This is a genomic window from Croceivirga lutea, assembly GCF_014235875.1.
In the GTDB taxonomy this organism is placed as follows: domain Bacteria; phylum Bacteroidota; class Bacteroidia; order Flavobacteriales; family Flavobacteriaceae; genus Croceivirga; species Croceivirga lutea.
This window is the reverse complement of the sequence record NZ_JACJUK010000002.1, coordinates 29,983-48,275: the sequence shown is the minus strand read 5'-3', so window position 1 is coordinate 48,275 and position 18,293 is coordinate 29,983. Positions and strand designations below refer to the sequence as shown.

Sequence of the window (18,293 nt, the reverse complement as noted above, 5' to 3'; positions counted from 1 at the left end):
GAAATGAAAAAAGTATCAGATACACAACCCCTTCCGTCCCGACCATCGTCAGTCCACCTTCCCCTGACCAGGGGTAGGAGTTCTTATTGATATTATTAGATTCCCATTTTCATGGAAATGGCAGATGATAGAAAATAGCAACATTCACCATTAGTTCTTAGTTTTTTATTAAAAGTCAATCTACACTTTTAATGTATTGGCTTGGTCAACCAACGCTAAACCATCATCAATTAAGTGGCCCACTTTAGGATTTTCAAGCTTTACGTGCTCTAAGTGTACTTTTATTGCCTCAGCTAATTGCCTCTTGCCGTCTAGCTGAGCCAGTTCATACAATTCCACAGATAACAACCAATCATTAGGGTATTTCTCTTGCAATTCTTCAAAAATTTTGCTTCGAGAAACTGTGCGGTCTTTATTTTCACGCCAATCTCGTATGCGTTGATACAATTTTTCTAAGCGTTTTCTAGCATTATCTATATTACTTGGAGCTGTAGAGGTTGATAATTCATGAGTTACCATATTAAAACTAGTAACATCTGCAGGGCCATTAAAGCATGAAACCACTGCTTCACCTACGGCCATACTATAGGTTTCTCCATCCGATTTAAAAATGACCGCATCATTATGAGTAACCATGCATTTCTCAAAGGTTACTAAAAGTATTTTTCCTTGAAGATTTCTGGTTCCTGTGATTATTTTACCAGAGATTTTAATTTCGCCTTCAAATTCTAAGGTGATGGTTTCACCTTCAAAAATATTGTAGGCTTTAAGGTCTCTTGGCCCCATATCTTCTATCGCCAAATTAATACCTTTTAGTTTGCCTACAGGCGTACCAAAACCAGTAGCGTGTTTTTCAATACCATGACCAATTAATTCTTTTTCATGATAGGCCAAGGCGGTTTTACCAGCAGTCTGAATGTAAACCGGTTTACCTTCATGAGCAATTACTTTGGTAAAGTTTCCAGAAATCTGAAGACCCGTACTAAGTTCTACCGTACAGAGTTCCTTAGAATCAATTAGTTTTTGAATTCCTTCCAATCCTCCTTTTCTTAGGGCCATGGTATTGGCAAAGTCTTCTAAAACTTGGGAAAGATGAGCAAAGTTTGGCGTTACAAATAATTGCGGCTGTGGTTTGGTAATATCAAATTCGGTATGCGCTGCGGCTAGGGTATACGGTATTTTTTTAACTTCATTGGTCATGCACCATGCGCTCTCACCAATAGATGATAACAACCCTGCTCCATAAATTTTAGGTTGTGTTACGCTACCAATTAGCCCATACTCTACCGTCCACCAATGTAAGTTACGAATAAGCGCCATTTCACTAGGCTCACCCATATTTTGTTGTAAGTTTTCAACCTTTTCTTCAGCTATTTTAATATCCGCTTCTGGGGTGCCATCTGCCTCTTTAATAATACTTAAATGCCGAACAGCTTCATACAACTCATAATCTTTAGCACTAGAAATTGCCTTGCAGCCAATTTCACCAAATCTCCGCAAATATTCCGCATATTCAGGATTGGCAATTATGGGTGCATGGCCAGCGCCTTCGTGAATTATGTCTGGGGCAGGAGTGTATTCAATATTTTCGAGCTGTCGTATATCAGAAGCTATGACTAAAACATTGTAGGCTTGAAACTCCATAAAAGCAGCAGGAGGTATAAAGCCATCGACTGCAACAGCGGCCCAACCAATCTCTTTTAGAATTCTATTCATTCCATACATATTCGGAATATGGTCAATAGAGATTCCTGTTTTTTGTAGACCTTCAACATAAGAATCATCAGCAACTGTACTAAGATAATCTACATTTTTGCGCATTACATAGCGCCAAACAGCTTGGTCTATAGCGGTGTAATCCTCATAATTTTGAGGCTTAATATATTGTCTTAAATGTTTGGGTAATTTATCTAATACCGGATTGCTCTCATAGGCTTTATCATTCATCATAATGCAATTGTATTACCGTTAACGTCAAATAGTTGTTTTATAGAAAAGGCCTCAGGAGTTGGCCCGTTAGTATCTAAAAGTTCAAGCTTCTGTTTGGTGAGTTCTAAAGTGGGCACTTCCCCTTCTGGAATCCACCACATTACAAATTGTGATTTACCATCTTTTTGAAACCACTTTTTCTTATTTCGTAAAAAGTAGCTGTGAACGGTGGTATACACAAAGTTTTTAAGTGATGGTAAATCTTCCCAAACACTTAAATTAATGGCTAGCATTTCATCTCTAAACGGCGATTCAATGTATGAAGAAGACCTGCCTTCGTCGTCTTTTAAACGCCATACAAATCCTGGACTTTCTTCTGCTAGCTTATTAATAGGCCCAATAAAGTCAACAAATTCTTTCATTATGGGGTCGTCTAAACTAGCTTTAAATCGGGCAATATTTGCCTGTGCCAAATGGTGTTTCATGTAGTTTTATTCAGTTCTTAAAGTTAAAGTTATCGCCTGCCATTTCAAAACCAGAATGCTTTAGAAATGAAAAAACCCTTTTGCAAATTGCAAAAAGGGTTTTTTCTTCCAATGGCGCATGAACACTAACATTTGAAAACACTCATCACCTTAAAACACAACGCCATCTTCTATTTTAATTAGCGACTACCACGCGTTCTGGCGGATAGGCACTCATAATTTCTGCTACAAACTCTTTAATTCGCTCTTCTTTCTTTTCAACATTATCGGTATTATTTAATGTTCCAATACCTCTACCTTGCCAAACTAGCGATTTGTTTCTGTTGTCAATTAAATCTATAAACAAAGAACCTTCGGTACGGGTGCTCACATTTGGTCCCCAGCCACCGGCCCATCCAGGACCCCAAACCCAAGGATTGTAGAAGCCTCCCCAGCCCCAACCCCAGCCCCAGCCAAAGTTGTTGTTGTAAACGTCTACTTGCTCACGTTCTTTAGTAAATATGCTTACCAATAAATCTGGGTCGTTAGATTTGCTAAAACCTCTATTGCTCATTTCTGTTTCAATAGCACGTAAAATTCGTTTTTTATCTAAGTCAGAAATTTGAGCTTGGTCAATACCTGTTTTATAAAATGCATAGGTATTGTATGCGGTAAAATTTGTATCCCTATCATAATCAGTAGCCACACGTACACTTACACAAGAGGCAAAAAGGGAAAGTACTAACAGGGGTAGGATAATATTTTTAATTCTTTTCATAACACTATTTTTTTGAGTTGAAGGTAACTACAAATACTAGCAGCAAATATTATGCCGAAAACCGTGGTTATTCTTGTCTGTTTGTCTTGTTATTATAGCCATAGGGGCAATGACGACAACCACTCTCGCAGCAATACCCTCTTTTAAGATGATACTGTTCTGTAAATACCTTATAACCTTCTGCTGTAAGGTAATAATCTCCGTCTTCTAAAGGTATAAATTTCCGCATCTGAATTTGCTCAATAATCCTTTAAAGTTAGTAGAATTCAAACGTTTTAGCTTGGGCTTAACAACCGATTAACGAATTTACTGTAAGCTTGGTCTAAACCTCTCTAGGATCTGTATAGTTCTTAACAGATTTTTATGAATTTCAGTTTATATTTGAGCTCAAGCAAACCAAATTTCACCTATGATTCTAGTCTTTAAGTATTTCTTTAGAAGCAATTATGTGGGCTTATCACTATGGCCTTTTATAATTGTAAAAGAGGATAGTTATAAGAGAGATTCTATTTTAATCAATCATGAAAAAATTCACCTAAAACAGCAATTAGAATTGCTGATTATACCATTTTATATTTGGTATGTGGTTGAGTGGTTGTGGCGTTCTTTAATCTACTGGGATACGTATAAAGCGTATCAAAATGTGAGTTTTGAGCGTGAAGCCTACGAGAATGAAAAAGAATTGGGCTATACACAACGCAGAAAAGCCTATAGTTTTTTAAAATACATGTTTAGGTCTTAACGGTGTTTTCTAGAAACCAAGAAATAAAATCCCCACTACTTGAGCAACATCAAATTTCTTTGTTTATAAAACGAGAAGACGAGTTGCATCCACTAATATCAGGTAATAAATATCGCAAGCTCAAGTACAATTTAGAGCGCGCTAAAGCAGAAGGTAGTACAAAACTATTAACTTTTGGTGGTGCTTACAGCAATCATATTTTAGCTACCGCTGTTGCCGCTAAAGAACAAGGTTTTGAGGCTATAGGCGTTATTCGTGGAGACGAACTTCAAGAAACATGGCATTTTAATCATACCTTAAAAAGTGCAGCCGACCATGGCATGCAATTTAAATTTATCTCTAGAGAAGATTATAGAAATAAGAATGCCCCTGAATTCTTAAATTATCTAAGGGCTGAGTTTGGTGATTATTACCTACTGCCTGAAGGGGGTACTAATAATTTGGCTATACAAGGTTGTGAAGAGATTTTATTACCAGAAGACACCATTTTTGATGTGGTAACCTGTGCTGTAGGTACCGGAGGTACTATTTCAGGTATTATTAATTCACGAAACAAAAAGCAACACGTTTTAGGATTTCCTGCACTAAAGGGTGATTTTCTCAAAAAGGAAATTAAGAAACATACCCATCAGAATAACTGGAAACTGATTACCGACTATCATTTTGGGGGTTATGCTAAAATAGATGTAGAACTCATTAATTTCATTAATAATTTTGCAGTAGCACATCAGGTTCCTTTAGACCCAATTTATACGGGTAAAATGATGTTTGGTATATTCAATCTCATAAAAAAAGGATACTTTCGACCTCAAACAAAGATTCTTGCCATACATACAGGAGGTTTACAAGGTGTTTTTGGCATGAATGCTATTTTGAAAACTAAAAATTTACCATTGCTACAGCTATGATAAATCGTATTGTTCTTATTCTTTTTAGTGGAATTCTATTAGCAAGTTGTGGGGCTAAAAAACGCACAACTGCAGCAAAAGTTGATACTTCTAAAAAACAGGTAGGTATTTACAAGCCCAACACAGGTTTAGAAAACACCAAGTTTAACAAGTCAGAATTGTACCCTTTGCCAGAAGAACCAGGTAGGTTTATTAGGTACGAGGTAATTTCTACCCAAGATTATATTGCAACCTTTTCTGAAATGGCACAGTATGAGATGAAGGCATTTGGTATACCTGCAAGTATTACGTTAGCACAAGGTATTTTAGAAAGTGCATCGGGTAGAGGAGAGCTAACGCGTAAAACCAACAACCATTTTGGAATCAAGTGCCATACTGGTTGGCAGGGCGATTATGATTTTCATGATGATGATGCTAAAGGCGAATGTTTTCGAAAGTACAACCACCCTATGTATTCCTTTAGAGACCATAGTATTTTTTTAGCCTCTCGTACGCGGTATCGTTTTTTGTTTAATTACCGAAGAGATGATTATAAAAAATGGGCTTACGGTCTAAAAAAAGCAGGTTACGCTACAGACCCTAAATATCCTAACAAATTAATTTCTTTAATTGAGCGCTATAATTTAGATGCGTATGATGAAGAAGTGGTTTCATCAGGGTACGATGTGGTTCGTAAACCTAAAAAATACGATGTATTTACCCATGTTGTTGAAAAAGGGGATACCCTTTATGCGATAGCTAAAAAGTATGCAGTTTCTATAGATGAAATTAAACGCTTGAACAATTTGTCTAATTCGCAACTTTCTATCGGACAAGTCTTAAATTTGCGAAAAGTTAGCACCAACTAAGAGTGCTTACACTTATATTCTGATAAGAGAATCTTTTTTATAATCGAACATTCCGAAAATAAATTCTATGCGATACCAACGTAGTAGTGCACTATTTGCTGAAGCAAAAAAATATATTCCAGGCGGTGTAAATTCCCCAGTTAGAGCGTTTAAAGCTGTAGGTGGTGAACCTATTTTTATAAAAAATGCTAAAGGAGCCTATTTACATGATGAGGACGGTAATGCATATGTTGATTATATCTCTTCTTGGGGGCCTTTGTTATTTGGTCATGCACATCAACCCGTATTAGATGCCGTAATTGAAAAAGCCAAAGCAGGAACCTCTTTTGGTATACCCACAGAAATTGAAACCAGACTAGCGGAGCTGGCGGTAAAAATGGTACCTAATATTGATAAAATTCGCTTTGTAAATTCGGGTACAGAGGCGTGTATGAGTGCCGTACGTTTGGCTAGAGGGTATACCGGTAAAGACAAGATTATAAAGTTTGCGGGTTGCTATCATGGGCATTCAGACTCGTTCTTAATCCAAGCGGGTAGTGGTGCAGTTACCTTTGGTAGTCCTAACAGTCCGGGTGTAACTCAAGGTACGGCAAAAGACACTTTGTTAGCTACCTATAACAATTTGGATAACGTAAAAGAATTGGTAGCCGCTAATAAAGGTGAAATTGCTGCCATTATTCTAGAACCTGTAGCAGGTAATATGGGATGTATAATTCCTACAGATGAATTTATAAAAGGGTTACGCGCTTTATGTACCCAAGAAGGTATTTTGTTGCTTTTTGATGAGGTAATGACAGGCTTTAGATTAGCAGCTGGTGGTGCGCAAGAAGTATTGGGAATAGCTGCAGATATTGTAATGTTTGGTAAAGTAATTGGTGGCGGTTTACCCGTAGGTGCCTTTGCCGCCAGTGCCGAAATTATGGCGCATTTAGCTCCGGAAGGTCCGGTTTATCAGGCTGGCACTTTAAGTGGAAATCCACTAGCAATGAGTGCTGGTTTAGCCATGCTTACCGAAATTGATAACAATCCTGAAGTATTTGAAAGTCTTGAAAACAAGACAGCATACTTGCATAAAGGAATTGCTGAGGTTTTGACCGAAAGAGGAATTGCGCATCAAATCAACCGCTTTGGGAGCATGATTTCGGTTCATTTTTGTGAGGAGCCCGTTGTTGACTTTGCCTCTTCTGCAAAAGGCAATAATGACTCGTTTAAAAAGTACTTCCACGGCATGTTAGACCAGGGTATTTATTTACCGCCATCAGCATTTGAAAGTTATTTTTTAAATGATGCTATTAGTTATACTGATTTAGATAAAACTATTGATGCCGTTCGTAATTGTAAATTATAGGTAGTAGTTATTGTTCCAGTTTTATGTCATTTCGAAATGAGGCGTTAGCCGATTGAGAAATCTCAAGAACAAACTAGATTTCTCACACTTCACTATGTTTCGGTTCGAAATGACCTTTAGCGTTCTAATGAAAATTGTCCATTAAAGGGGAATCCGGCCTATTTTCAGATTTGTAGTAAATCAAGAAGTATTTGAGAAGGTTGAGGGAAATCGTCCAAAGAGTATTCCGATAACATCGGAAACGGTCTGGACGATGCGGACCAAAGACTTCGTTAGATTTCAAGAATCGGAAAATCAGCCTAGACTTTTTGGATACTTTTTTGGCGATGAAAAAAGTATCGGACACAAAAACACGCCGACTGTCGCTAACCTTTATTTAGAAATCTCAAAAACAAACTAGATTTCTCACGCTACAATATGTTTCGGTTCGAAATGACCTTTAGCGTCCTGAAAGCCTTTTGTAACGCTGTCATTCCTACGAAAGCAGGAATCCATTACGCTAAGAATTGCTTTTTAAAAGCTTCTCATTTTCATGGAAAAGACAATAAATTACGCGATTTGTCATTTCGAAATTAGGCGTTAGCCGATTGAGAAATCTCTTGTTCTCTTCATTTTCTTTGATTGTGCAACGACTAAAATTTAAAAATGCAGTGCATCTTTAAATTTTATGTGCGAGATGTAGCGCTGTCAAGCAAAAGAAAGCACACTTTCCAGCAGGTATTTTTACTTCGTAAAACCCATCTCGAAACTCGGCCGTTTCGTTGCACGAAACAGGTGCCATTCCGAGCTTTCTCAATGTATTCTTCTGTAAAGCAAACCACACATTAACCTTTTCGTCGTGGTTTTGTCATTCCTGCGAAAGCAGGAAACCATTTTACTTTCAACTGATTTTAGTAGCTTCCCATTTTCATTGGAATGACAATTGTTAATTCATGGGCTGTAAAAGCGTTGTACTTACCGCTACCGAATCTATTTTCGCTTTACTAAACAATACCGGAAAATACTGGTCTGCTGCCCAGGGTTGAAAAAGGTTATTGTAAAACTTACTGTCAGGGTCACCAGATTGGCCGGGGCCGTTAGTACCCACAGCGGCATCCCAGTTGCCGGTGTTAACTATCATCCGAAAAGAAGCGCCACTAGTTTGTTGGTAATTGTTACCCGTAGAGCCGGGGGTATAGCCATTACCGCCTCTGGGGAGCGGCCCCACATTTAGTTTATTGGCTAAACTGTCTGTGACCACAGCGCCCAAAGCATGGGTGATGGTACTGTGTTTATTTTTTTCTTGGCCGTACTGCCAGTTGTTCATACTTGTACCGAGCCGTTCTTCTAAATTGTTTACCGCGGCACTAAAGGTGTTACTTAAAAATTGGTTGCGCCCTAATATAGGTTGTGGTCCAAATTTGGTATCGGGTTTTTGTAGCCAATCCATAATGCGTTTTAATTGAATAGCGGTGATAAATTCTTGCGCTTCTTTAGGCACAAATTGTTTATGGGCTTGTGCACGAATTTCGTTCTCCCAACTCACGTAGATTGCCGCAGCAATACTGTTGGGTAGTAATTTAAAGTCCCAATTTAATAGCTGTTCTTTAGCTTTTTCAGCAGTACCTTCAAAAGCCATACTTTCTAAATAGGGCACTAGCGCTTGGGCGGGTAACGAATGGTAGTCTACCTGTAGGGCTTTCATATCCTCCATGGTTAGGGCTTTTTTATTGCTCAGCACTTGGTTTACCCGGTCGCCACGATAGGGGTCAGACCAAGAAAACCCAATAGCATTCCAGTGTTCATAATCGGCCTGAGTTACATTTTGGTTTGCGGTGGCTATAAACCCTTTTTCAGGATTGTAGGCATGTGGTTTTTCGATAATAGGAAGGTAGCCATCCCACTCGTAACTGCCGTCACCGGGAACAGGAACCATACCACTAAAGTTTGAGCGAATTGGCGCAATACCTACGGCTTGCCAGCCAATGTTTCCTTCTTTATCGGCCCAAATCATGTTTTCACCCGGAATATGACTATAATTACAAGCCTCACGAAATTCTTCCCAGGTCTTGGCTTGGTCCATTCGTAATGAGGCTAAATACGGTGAGCCACCGGGTTCTAACCATGCGCACCGCACGGCATACGCTTTGTGGTTTTCTTTATCAATATACGTAACTGGGCCGTGTTGGGTGTAGTGTAGTTTTACCGCAACGGGTGCTTGGTCTTTTACGGCAATAGTTTCGGTAAGCACAGTCATGTCTACCCACTCCCCTTGGTACTGGTATTGGTTGAGGTTTTTAGGGTTGAGGTCGTACACATACAAATCTTCACCATCGGTTCTAAAAACGGTTAGTCCCCACGCGCCATATTCGTTATGCCCGATGGAAATTCCAGGAATTTCAGGCTCACCACCCCCAATAACATTCCACCCCGGAGCCACCAAATGCGCCATATAGCGTAAAGAGGGTATGGCAATAGTACGGTGGGGGTCGTTAGCCATATAGGTATTGCCATCTGCCATGAGGTCGCCACGGGTTACCCAGTTGTTACTGCCAATAGCGAGTGAATCGGTTTGTATTGGTTTTTGGGTGAGTAGGGCCATGGCCTTTTCGCTTTTACGGTATTTGGGTACAATATCTTCAGGCGTAAATGCTACCGGTTTGCGATAGGCGTTGTACACGTCTAGAATATCATTAAAAAGCAAGTTTTTATCAATTTTAGGGTCTAAGGTTAGTTGCGGTTCTTTGGGGTGAAACCAGAGCAATTCTTTAACTTTTTCTTCGCCTAAAGTGGCAACGGCGCGCCCAATTTGCAATTCGCTTCCAATATTACCAAGTAGCCCTTGGTGCCTAGAAATTACCACTTCTGGTGTCCATTTCTGAGGCCGAATATTAAGCAGGTGAAATTCTATAGGTAACTTTTCAGGGGTTTGTAAAATTTCTTCAATATAGGCATTAACGCCTTTGGTATAGGCGGTGATAATTTCGCTGCCATTATCGTGGTAGTGATTCATTTCGGTAGTCATATCACCCCGAAATTTAAATAGTCGGGTGCCAATATCGCGTTTAATTTCGCGCTCTCCTAAAATTTCAGCAACGGTTCCTGTGGCCTGTCTGCGCCAAACTTCGAACTGAAAAAGGCGGTCTTTAGCCGCGGCATAACCCTGAGCAAAAAATAAATCGTGTTCGTTTTGAGCGTAAATATGATTAATGCCCCATTCATCTCTAATGAGTTCTACCTGGTCTTTTAGGCCGTTAACGGTAAGTGTGTTGGGCTCTGGAGCTTGGTTTTTACAAGAAATAACAAGTAGTGCAGCAAGTACTGTTAAATTTAAAGTTTTCATAAGAATAGGTTTATTTAGCACTGTTTTAAGGTAAGCATTGTTTTTGTAATTTAGGAATGCAATGGTACGCGATAGTATTAACATTAATGACTTTATTGTTCTGGTAGAGGAGGCGAATACGGATAAGGAACTTATCGATTCGTGCCGTTTTGATGAGCCCCTTATTGCGGTAGCCTTTTATGGTTCGGGTAATGTGCATTTGCGCATGCAGCACAAAAATGCTACGCATGATTATGACAATACCAAGGGATTGGCACTATCGTTTTTTGCGGATACTACGGTAGATTGTATTCATACCATTTCACCAGAAAAACCACTGCAATGTTTGCTGATAGCTACAGCCCCTAAAAATTTGGAAAAATTACCTAATGGTGAAGGCGAATTGTTTACCGAGCTACTAGGTAAATTAGCCAAACCCGATGCCCCATATGTAGAAGGACCTCGATTTTATATGACCCCAGAAATGGAGCATATTATCGACAACGTTTTTAGCAATACGTATGAAGGTAAAGCCAAAATGATGTTTTTTAGAAGTCAGGTAACGGCCTTATTATCGCACTTTTTTTGGGAACTTTCCCAACTAAAAACCGAAGATTTTTCAAAGGTAGAACGAGACAAACTGTATAAGGCCAAAGAAATACTTTCTGAAAACTTAGATGAGCCACCCTCGTTAACTGAACTTTCAAGGCTCATTGGTCTTAATACGTTTCGTTTAAAAAAGGACTTTAAAAAGTTATTTGGTGTTCCTGTGTTTAAATACTTACAAAATGAACGTATGGAGCGCGCGCACGAATTGCTGCGCCATAAAAAAGCTACGGTACAAGAGGCTGCCTGGCATGTAGGGTATGATAGTCTGAGTTCGTTCTCTAATGCTTTTGCTAAAAAATATGGCTTTAGGCCTAGTGAAGTAAAGGGGGTTTAAAGTAGAAAGTATAAAGTACAAAGTACAAAGTACAAAGTACAAAGTACAAAGTACAAAGTACAAAGTACAAAGTTCAGAGTTTAAGGTTTAAAATAACCAACAAATATCTTCTCCATTTCGAACAAATCAAACTCCGTTTCAAACAAATAAGGCGGAAGCGGCTGTTCTAGTTTTGCGGTGTAATCATCAAAAAACGAATAGTCATGAAAATAATAGCAATAGCAAAAATAGGTCTGCTCATTTGGGTTTTAGGGGTAAGTATTTATGTACTTTCTTACAGTATTCCGCTTATTGCGGATGCCGAATTACAAGCCAATTGTAGTCTTTCTTTAGCAGTTCTACCAATAGTATGGTTTGGAACTGGATGGTACTTTAAAAAAGATTCCACCACAAAAGGATTTTTTGTAGGTCTAGCCTTTTTTGGTATCGCGGCCTTTTTAGACGCCCTATTTACCGTGCCTTTACTGGTCTTGCCTGTAGGCGGTAGTTATCAAGCGTTTTTTACCGCACCTGGTTTTTGGATAATAGCTGCGGAATTTGTCTTGGTAGCTTCGGTATATGGGTATTGGTTTCACCGAAAAAAAGTGGCATCCGTTTAACAAATACTAACATCAAAAAACAAATTACATCATGGAAATTACTTTAGGAAACAGCAGTTTATGCTTAACCATTTTAGGCGTAGGTCTAACTGCGGGAATATGTTTTACTTGGGGCAATGCCGTAACCCCAGGAATTGGGCAACTAAGCGATATTTATTACTTGGAAGCATTTCAAAAAATGAATCGAAGCATTGAAAATCCGCTCTTTTTCATGGTCTTCTTTGGGAGCTTTCTTTTAGGTATTGCAGCCTTACTAACCAATAAAAGCTTGGAGCCTGTGCAATACAAATTATTAATGCTGGGTATGGCCATCTACTTTGTGGGCATAGTCTTGGTCACCATTTTTGGTAATGTGCCCTTGAATCAGGTATTAGAAAAAACCGATTTGGCCGCTAGTACCGCTGAAGAATTGAAAACCTTGAGAAGGCAATTTGAAACCCCTTGGAATAGGTTTCATCTGCTACGAGTACTAGCATCAATAGTCTCTTTTGCCTTATTGACGATAGTAGGAATATTAAAATAAATTAATAAAAATCAAAATTCGAAAATCATGAGAAACAACATTTTAGTTTTAGGAGGAAATGGAAAAACAGGTCGAAGAATAGTAGACCGTTTACAAAGCAAAGGCATTACCGTAAGGGTAGGGTCACGTAATGCGAGTCCGGCTTTTGACTGGCACCAACCCGAAGCTTGGCCCGCAGTTTTAGAAGGTATAGAAGCTGTGTATATTAGTTATCAGCCCGATTTAGCCGTGCCAGGTGCCAAAGAAGCAATTGAGCAACTAGTACAAGTAGCGAAAGAACAAAACGTACAAAAGTTGGTATTGCTCTCGGGTAAAGGCGAAACCGAAGCTGAAAAATGCGAACAAATTGTGTTACATAGCGGAATTGATAGTACGGTAGTGCGTGCAAGTTGGTTTAATCAGAATTTTAGTGAAAGTTTCTTTTTAGAACCCATACAACAGGGTGTTGTAGCCTTACCCAAGGCTGAGGTTAAGGTGCCTTATGTTGATGCCAATGATATTGCAGATGTAGCCGTTGAGGTGTTACTTAATGAAGGTCATACGGGTGAAATTTACGAGCTTACTGGAGACACCTTTTTTACCTTTAAAGAAGTAGTTGCTGAGATTGCAAAAGCTACAGACCGAAACCTAACTTTTGTTCCGGTTACGTTAGAAGCGTATTTGGCCCATTTAGAAAGTTTAGACTTACCCTCTGGATACGTTTGGCTTATAGAATATTTGTTTACCGAAGTTTTAGGCAATGCTAAAAACCAAGTTATTGGTGATGGTATACCAAAAGTGTTGGGCAGAAAACCTATTGCATTTACAGATTATGTAGCTACAACTGCAAAAACCGGTATTTGGAACGCCACTGTTACCGCATAATTAGAAGTAATTAATCAACCATGATTAAAGGCCATCTCTAAAGGGATGGCTTTTTTATAGGTGTACCACCAAAAGTTTATATGCCAAACCCGTTAAAATGGCGAGGCCAAAACTGAGTAAGGTGCCAATAAGCACATACTCGGTTAGTTTACGGTTGTTCCCCTTATTTAAATCGCCAAATCTAAACACTGATTTTGCCGCAATAAGCAGACCGATAGCCGACCATTGACTGGCTAGAATAAAACCAAAAACAAACAGCCGTTCGAGCATACCAATATAGCGCCCTGCATCTTTGAGAGAGCTCCCTTCTTGGTTGTCTTTTTCGCTTTCGGCCAAATCTGTAATATACCGTTGCAGTAGTAGTTTCATTAAAATTCCGGATACCGCCGTAACAAAAACTATACAACATAAAAAGAGCACTATTTTAGGTGTTAAAATGGTTTTTGGGTCAATGCTAAAGGGCGCTACCATATAGGTTGCTAAAGCAATTACCAAAAGGTGTAGTAGTTGGTCAGCTACAAAAAGCCAACGTTCATTTTTAGAGTTGGTAAGTAGTAGCTTAATTAAATCAATGAGGTAATGGCTGACCACTATTAACGCTACCACCCAAAACTTTTGAAATTGTAACACTAACAGTAAGAGTAGCAGATGCACACCTACATGAAAATAGAGGTATTTAGATTTTGCTTTGTGCTCTTTTTTGTGGGCAACCCATTTTTGGGGTTGTAGGGCAAAATCACCTAAAAAATGTGCAAGTAGCAGTTTTAAGGCAAAAAATAAACTCATCATAGGTTGCTCAGCTTGTGTTTGTAATGTTGGTTCAGTTGCAAAAGTTCTTCATAACCCGCACGTTTTAAGGCACGACTAATGTAGGGTTGGTCTTTGTCTAAAAGTGCGGCAAGCTCACTTTGGTCCATTTCTGGATTCAAGATAGCAGTTTTTACAATGCGAGCCGTAACTGGTGGCCAGCTATTCATGGTCAGCGCAGCCAAACGAAACAGCAAATTAAATTCGGTATCAAAATCTGTTTGAGCAGATTGTATGGCCAGCGTATGTTTTTTTAGTTGGTCAAAACACTGCCCAGAATGCACAAAAGCAGTGCCGTTAGCTTCGGTAATATTGGCAGCATTATGAGACTTTTCGCCCAAGCCAATAGCCAAACGCACATCTAATTTTTTGTAGGTTTTTAAACTGGCTTTAAGTAATAGGGCAGCCGTCAACGCTTCAGTAGCTGAGGTTTCTAACTGAAAACTATCGCCACGGTAAATTTCCCATTGTTTTGGGGTAGGCCCAAAATGGTTTAAAGCTTCTTTTAAGGTGGGTAACCATAATTTAGCATCTTCTTTTTGAGACTTAATAAGGTCACCCGTAAGTATTGCAATCATTTTATGTACTTAAAAAGATATAATCAAATATATGTATAAAATAATACATAATTAAAAATATGCTTTAAAAAGAGCATAAAATATTGAGAAACCTTATTTTTAATCCTGATTTTTTCTAAAATCGGGGAGTAATTTACCGTCTTGCCAGCTTAATTCAACGCTTTCTTCTGAGTTACTCACCCAATTATGGCTTTCATCGATAGTAACGCTTCTTTCTTTTTTAAAGAGAATTTTTTGAGGCACTCCGCCTTCATCACTTGGAAATATAAACCGCTCAGAGTACCAGAATTGCCCCGCTTCAGACACTTGAGAAAGTTCAGCCAATTGTACAAGATTATCTTGTGTAGGTAAAAGATAGATTCCGCCACCTTCAACGCCACACGCTTCAGATAAATAACTTACGTACAGTAATTGGTTTAGCCCGTCAATTCCAGAATCTTTAACTTCTAAACTAAGCATGCTGTTTGCTAACGGTATTTTGTCTTGGGTGTAGCTACCATCGCTTTTTCGATTTCGCATCAGTAAAAAAGTAGCATCCCCTTCTTTTTTGTAGCTAAAGAGTAAGGTATTACCATTAATTTCTTTTTTCTCCAAAGAAAGCAGTGCGCCCAAAATGTAGCCCGTGGCATTGTCATATTCCACTTTATAAAAGGGGCTCTCGTAACCATTATAGGTCATGGTTTCTGAAGTTTTTTCTACAATTAAAACCGGATGTCCAATAGGCAAATAATCGAGCACTTTAGCATTGGTATTGGGTGCAGTACGCATTTTTACATTATCTCCAAAGGCATATATAAGTTGACCTGGTTGAAAATCACATTCGCCCCAAAGGCAATGAAATTTAGGGTGCATTTGTGCTTGTATAGCAAAGGTGATTAGTAAGGTAAAGGCAGCTAAAAAATTACGTGTTTTCATAAGAAAAGAATTAAAAATTAAACGTAATAGGTGGTAAGCTTATTTTAAATACGCTCTAAAAGCATAGCTTGGTTCACCAGAACTTAACATTAAGGCACAACAGTTTAATTTTCTCGTAAAGTTCAAATAACCCAAAAGCTACGTTGGGGTTATAGCTTTAAAGTATTCAGAGAACACATTTCAAAACAAACAAATGGAAAGAAAAATACAAACCAGACGCGCCTTTTTGGCAAAGTCTATTTTAGCCTCAGGAGGGGTGCTTTTAAGTTCACAAATAGTAGCATGCAATAGATTAGATGATGTATTGGGTGATGGTGATGATGGCGAACAAACCCCACGCTTTTTACACGGTGTAGGCAGTTTTGACCCTACAGCCACTGCAGTAATTATTTGGACACGTTTTACGCCAACCACAGATGAGGTTTCAGATTTTATACAAATTAATTGGCAAGTAGCTACAGATGCTGACTTTACTGAGGTGGTTAAAGAAGGCATGCAGTATGCTTCTGCTGAAAACGATTTTACCATTGTACAAGACGTTACTGGTTTAGCGTCTAATGGTAAATACTACTATCGTTTTGTGCAACCAGATAGAAATATGGCTTCGGTAACTGGTGAAACCATTACTTTACCAGAACCAGGAGCTGCTGTAGATAGCTTAAAGTTAGCCGTGTGTTCTTGTAGTAATTATCCTGCTGGTTTGTTCAATGCTTATGATGCAATGGCTAAAAGTGATGCAGATATCATTATTCATCTAGGCGATTACATTTATGAATATGGTATTGGCGAATATGGAACCAATGAAAATACAGTGCCATTAAATAGAGAACATGACCCTGCAACAGAAATATTAACTTTAGAAGACTACAGATTGCGTTATCGTCAGTATAGAACTGATGAGGGCTTACAACTGGCACATCAGAAAAAACCATTTATGGTGGTTTGGGATGACCATGAGATTACTAATGATGCGTATAAAGATGGTGCTCAAAATCATGATGAAAGTGAAGGAGATTACCAAGCTCGTTTAGAACGTGCTATAAAAGTTCATAGCGAATACCTGCCAGTAAGAACAGACGCTGAAGGAGTTATTTACAGAAATTTTGAATATGGTAATCTTGCCAATTTGGTGTTTTTAGATACGCGTATCGTAGGTAGAGACAAACAACTAAGTTTTACCGATTATTTTAATACTGACGGAAGTTTTGACTTCAATGGTTGTGCAGCAGCATTAGGAGACCCTAATCAACGTTTGCTTGGAGATGAGCAGTTGGCATGGACAGCAAACGCAATTGGTAGCAGTACTGCAAAATGGCAAGTTCTTGGCCAGCAAGTATTAATGGGAAGAATGACAGTTCCTGCTGAGCTTTTAATTTTAATAGGTCAGGTAGCTGGTGGAGACAATTCACCTGAAACTTTAACAGCCCTGCAAAACCTTATTGTTGAGCTATCGACTTTAAAAGCAAGAGCTCTAGCAGGAGACCCCACCTTAACCCCAGAAGAGCAAGCAAGATTGGCTGCACAAGTACCTTATAATTTAGATGCTTGGGACGGTTATTTTGTTGAACGCGAGCAATTGTTTGGTTTGTTGAATGGAAAAAACACAGTGGTTTTAGCAGGAGACACACACAATGCATGGAATAATGTATTAACTGATTTGAATGGAAACAACGTTGGAATGGAATTTGCCTGTCCATCTGTAACCTCTCCAGGTTTTGAAGGCATTTTTGGTACAGACCCTGCAACCATAGCTGGTATTGAGCAAGCCTTTACGTTACTAATAGATGGGCTTCAATATTTTGACGCCAAACAGCGAGGTTATATTCTGATGGAATTTAGCCAAGGAGCGGCAACGGCTAACTATCAATTTATAGATACTATTGCAGATAGTGGTTATACGGCGTTTGTTGGTAACACGGTATCCTATTCCGTATAAGTTGTATAAAAAGCAAAAAGCCCTGACAAATTCTGTCAGGGCTTTTCAAATCAACAAAAAACACTACCCTCTTTTTGCTTCATCCCTATTAGGTCTCTTATTACCTTTTTTATGCTTTCTATGCGACATTTTCTTCCATTTCTGGTATTGCTCATCAGAAAGTATGTCTTGCATTTGCTTTTGAACTGCTAGCTGTCTATCTAGACGAGCATTTTCGCGCTCGTAGCGTTCTTCAGCCGTTGGCCTTTTAGCATCAGCATTTTCCTTATTCGCCTTTCGTTTGGCCATGTGTGCTTTGCGAAGCTCAGCGTTTTCAAGATTTATTTTTTGAACCTTTTTAACTTGGTCGTTAGTTAAATCTAAAGCTAACGCCATTTTTTTGGTATGAAGCGTAGCAATTTGCTCCGCGGATAAATCTTCAAAACGATTTTGACGTGGTCTTTCGCCACGTTGGCGCTCTTGCGCAAAACTTAAGGTTGTGGTCAACAACACTAATACAACTACTATTTTTTTCATGGTTTAAATTTTACTGTTTGTTCTTTTGACCTTAAAACAAGAACAAGGTTTAAACCAACTACAAAATTTAGTAGTGTTTTAACAGAAGACGTTGTGTTCTACTCAGTTAAGCTCTCTAGCTCAGTGTCTTCTAAGGTGTCTGTGTTATCTACTTGGAGGTCAGCGGTCTGACTCATGTCCATATGTGGATTAAAAGAATCTTTTTGCTCTACGTTATAATAAACGATAGCAGCAACAACAAATGAACAGAAAAAGAATAGGCTTTTTACTTTTTGGGAATTCATGATAATAAGA

General features: G+C 38.8%; 19 protein-coding genes. 9 read left to right on the top strand and 10 right to left on the bottom strand.

From position 1 onward, the window contains the following. Nucleotides 1-180: 180 nt before the first annotated feature. The 4 genes from H5V42_RS03795 to H5V42_RS03780 all read right to left on the bottom strand — a co-directional run bounded on the left by H5V42_RS03795 (nt 181) and on the right by H5V42_RS03780 (nt 3,400). On the bottom strand, nt 181-1,947 hold the full coding sequence (locus H5V42_RS03795; RefSeq protein ID WP_185782255.1) for an aromatic amino acid hydroxylase: 1,767 nt from the start codon (nt 1,945-1,947) through the stop codon (nt 181-183). Further along, nucleotides 1,947-2,414: a DUF3291 domain-containing protein gene (locus tag H5V42_RS03790; RefSeq protein WP_185781803.1), complete on the bottom strand. Its 468-nt coding sequence runs from the start codon at nt 2,412-2,414 to the stop codon at nt 1,947-1,949. The genes H5V42_RS03795 and H5V42_RS03790 overlap by 1 nt, the downstream gene beginning before the upstream one ends. Nucleotides 2,415-2,589: 175 nt before the next feature. After that, on the bottom strand, nt 2,590-3,171 hold the full coding sequence (locus H5V42_RS03785; protein ID WP_185781802.1) for a DUF4136 domain-containing protein: 582 nt from the start codon (nt 3,169-3,171) through the stop codon (nt 2,590-2,592). 67 nt (nt 3,172-3,238) lie between these two features. Then, nucleotides 3,239-3,400, bottom strand: coding sequence for a DUF5522 domain-containing protein (locus tag H5V42_RS03780; protein WP_185781801.1), 162 nt, complete (start codon nt 3,398-3,400; stop codon nt 3,239-3,241). 180 nt (nt 3,401-3,580) lie between these two features. Here H5V42_RS03780 and H5V42_RS03775 point away from each other — a divergent pair, with 180 nt between their 5' ends. From H5V42_RS03775 to hemL, 4 genes are all read left to right on the top strand, one after another. After that, nucleotides 3,581-3,913, top strand: coding sequence for a hypothetical protein (locus H5V42_RS03775; RefSeq protein ID WP_185781800.1), 333 nt, complete (start codon nt 3,581-3,583; stop codon nt 3,911-3,913). Between the two features lie 2 nt (nt 3,914-3,915). Further along, nucleotides 3,916-4,821 (top strand): 1-aminocyclopropane-1-carboxylate deaminase/D-cysteine desulfhydrase, encoded by a 906-nt coding sequence (locus tag H5V42_RS03770; RefSeq protein ID WP_185781799.1) that lies wholly within the window; start codon nt 3,916-3,918, stop codon nt 4,819-4,821. Then, the gene (locus H5V42_RS03765; protein WP_185781798.1) at nt 4,818-5,669 is read left to right on the top strand and encodes a glucosaminidase domain-containing protein; all 852 of its coding nucleotides are present in this window, start codon (nt 4,818-4,820) and stop codon (nt 5,667-5,669) included. Before H5V42_RS03770 ends, H5V42_RS03765 begins: the two co-directional genes overlap by 4 nt. Nucleotides 5,670-5,736: 67 nt before the next feature. Further along, nucleotides 5,737-7,017 carry a glutamate-1-semialdehyde 2,1-aminomutase gene (gene hemL / locus H5V42_RS03760; RefSeq protein WP_185781797.1) on the top strand — a complete coding sequence of 427 codons (1,281 nt, stop codon included), beginning with the start codon at nt 5,737-5,739 and terminating at the stop codon, nt 7,015-7,017. Between the two features lie 925 nt (nt 7,018-7,942). On the opposite strand, the gene H5V42_RS03755 is transcribed toward hemL, so the two are convergent. Continuing rightward, complete coding sequence (locus H5V42_RS03755) at nt 7,943-10,339, bottom strand: penicillin acylase family protein (RefSeq protein ID WP_185781796.1); 2,397 nt, start codon at nt 10,337-10,339, stop codon at nt 7,943-7,945. 61 nt (nt 10,340-10,400) lie between these two features. Here H5V42_RS03755 and H5V42_RS03750 point away from each other — a divergent pair, with 61 nt between their 5' ends. The 4 genes from H5V42_RS03750 (at nt 10,401) to H5V42_RS03735 (ending at nt 13,247) form a co-directional block, all read left to right on the top strand. Further along, complete coding sequence (locus H5V42_RS03750) at nt 10,401-11,261, top strand: helix-turn-helix domain-containing protein (protein ID WP_185781795.1); 861 nt, start codon at nt 10,401-10,403, stop codon at nt 11,259-11,261. A gap of 203 nt (nt 11,262-11,464) precedes the next feature. Further along, a complete protein-coding gene (locus H5V42_RS03745) occupies nt 11,465-11,860 on the top strand; it encodes a DUF5367 family protein (protein ID WP_185781794.1) in 396 nt (131 codons plus the stop codon). Nucleotides 11,861-11,891: 31 nt separating this feature from the next. Then, nucleotides 11,892-12,383: an anthrone oxygenase family protein gene (locus tag H5V42_RS03740; RefSeq protein WP_185781793.1), complete on the top strand. Its 492-nt coding sequence runs from the start codon at nt 11,892-11,894 to the stop codon at nt 12,381-12,383. A gap of 27 nt (nt 12,384-12,410) precedes the next feature. Then, a complete protein-coding gene (locus H5V42_RS03735; RefSeq protein ID WP_185781792.1) occupies nt 12,411-13,247 on the top strand; it encodes an SDR family oxidoreductase in 837 nt (278 codons plus the stop codon). Between the two features lie 54 nt (nt 13,248-13,301). Here the strand turns inward: H5V42_RS03735 and H5V42_RS03730 are convergent, their stop codons facing one another. The 3 genes from H5V42_RS03730 to H5V42_RS03720 form a co-directional block, all read right to left on the bottom strand. Beyond that, nucleotides 13,302-14,036 carry a DUF3307 domain-containing protein gene (locus tag H5V42_RS03730; protein ID WP_313792123.1) on the bottom strand — a complete coding sequence of 245 codons (735 nt, stop codon included), beginning with the start codon at nt 14,034-14,036 and terminating at the stop codon, nt 13,302-13,304. Next, nucleotides 14,033-14,632: a transcriptional regulator gene (locus tag H5V42_RS03725; RefSeq protein WP_185781791.1), complete on the bottom strand. Its 600-nt coding sequence runs from the start codon at nt 14,630-14,632 to the stop codon at nt 14,033-14,035. Before H5V42_RS03725 ends, H5V42_RS03730 begins: the two co-directional genes overlap by 4 nt. A gap of 99 nt (nt 14,633-14,731) precedes the next feature. Further along, nucleotides 14,732-15,547: an SH3 domain-containing protein gene (locus H5V42_RS03720; protein WP_185781790.1), complete on the bottom strand. Its 816-nt coding sequence runs from the start codon at nt 15,545-15,547 to the stop codon at nt 14,732-14,734. Nucleotides 15,548-15,740: 193 nt separating this feature from the next. Between H5V42_RS03720 and H5V42_RS03715 the strand changes: the two genes are divergently transcribed. Continuing rightward, on the top strand, nt 15,741-17,483 hold the full coding sequence (locus H5V42_RS03715; RefSeq protein ID WP_185781789.1) for an alkaline phosphatase D family protein: 1,743 nt from the start codon (nt 15,741-15,743) through the stop codon (nt 17,481-17,483). A 63-nt stretch (nt 17,484-17,546) separates the two neighbouring features. Here H5V42_RS03715 and H5V42_RS03710 read toward each other — a convergent pair whose 3' ends face one another. Both H5V42_RS03710 and H5V42_RS03705 read right to left on the bottom strand, forming a co-directional pair. After that, nucleotides 17,547-17,999, bottom strand: coding sequence for a hypothetical protein (locus tag H5V42_RS03710; RefSeq protein WP_185781788.1), 453 nt, complete (start codon nt 17,997-17,999; stop codon nt 17,547-17,549). A gap of 98 nt (nt 18,000-18,097) precedes the next feature. Continuing rightward, on the bottom strand, nt 18,098-18,283 hold the full coding sequence (locus H5V42_RS03705) for a hypothetical protein (protein WP_185781787.1): 186 nt from the start codon (nt 18,281-18,283) through the stop codon (nt 18,098-18,100). Between the last annotated feature and the right edge of the window lie 10 nt (nt 18,284-18,293).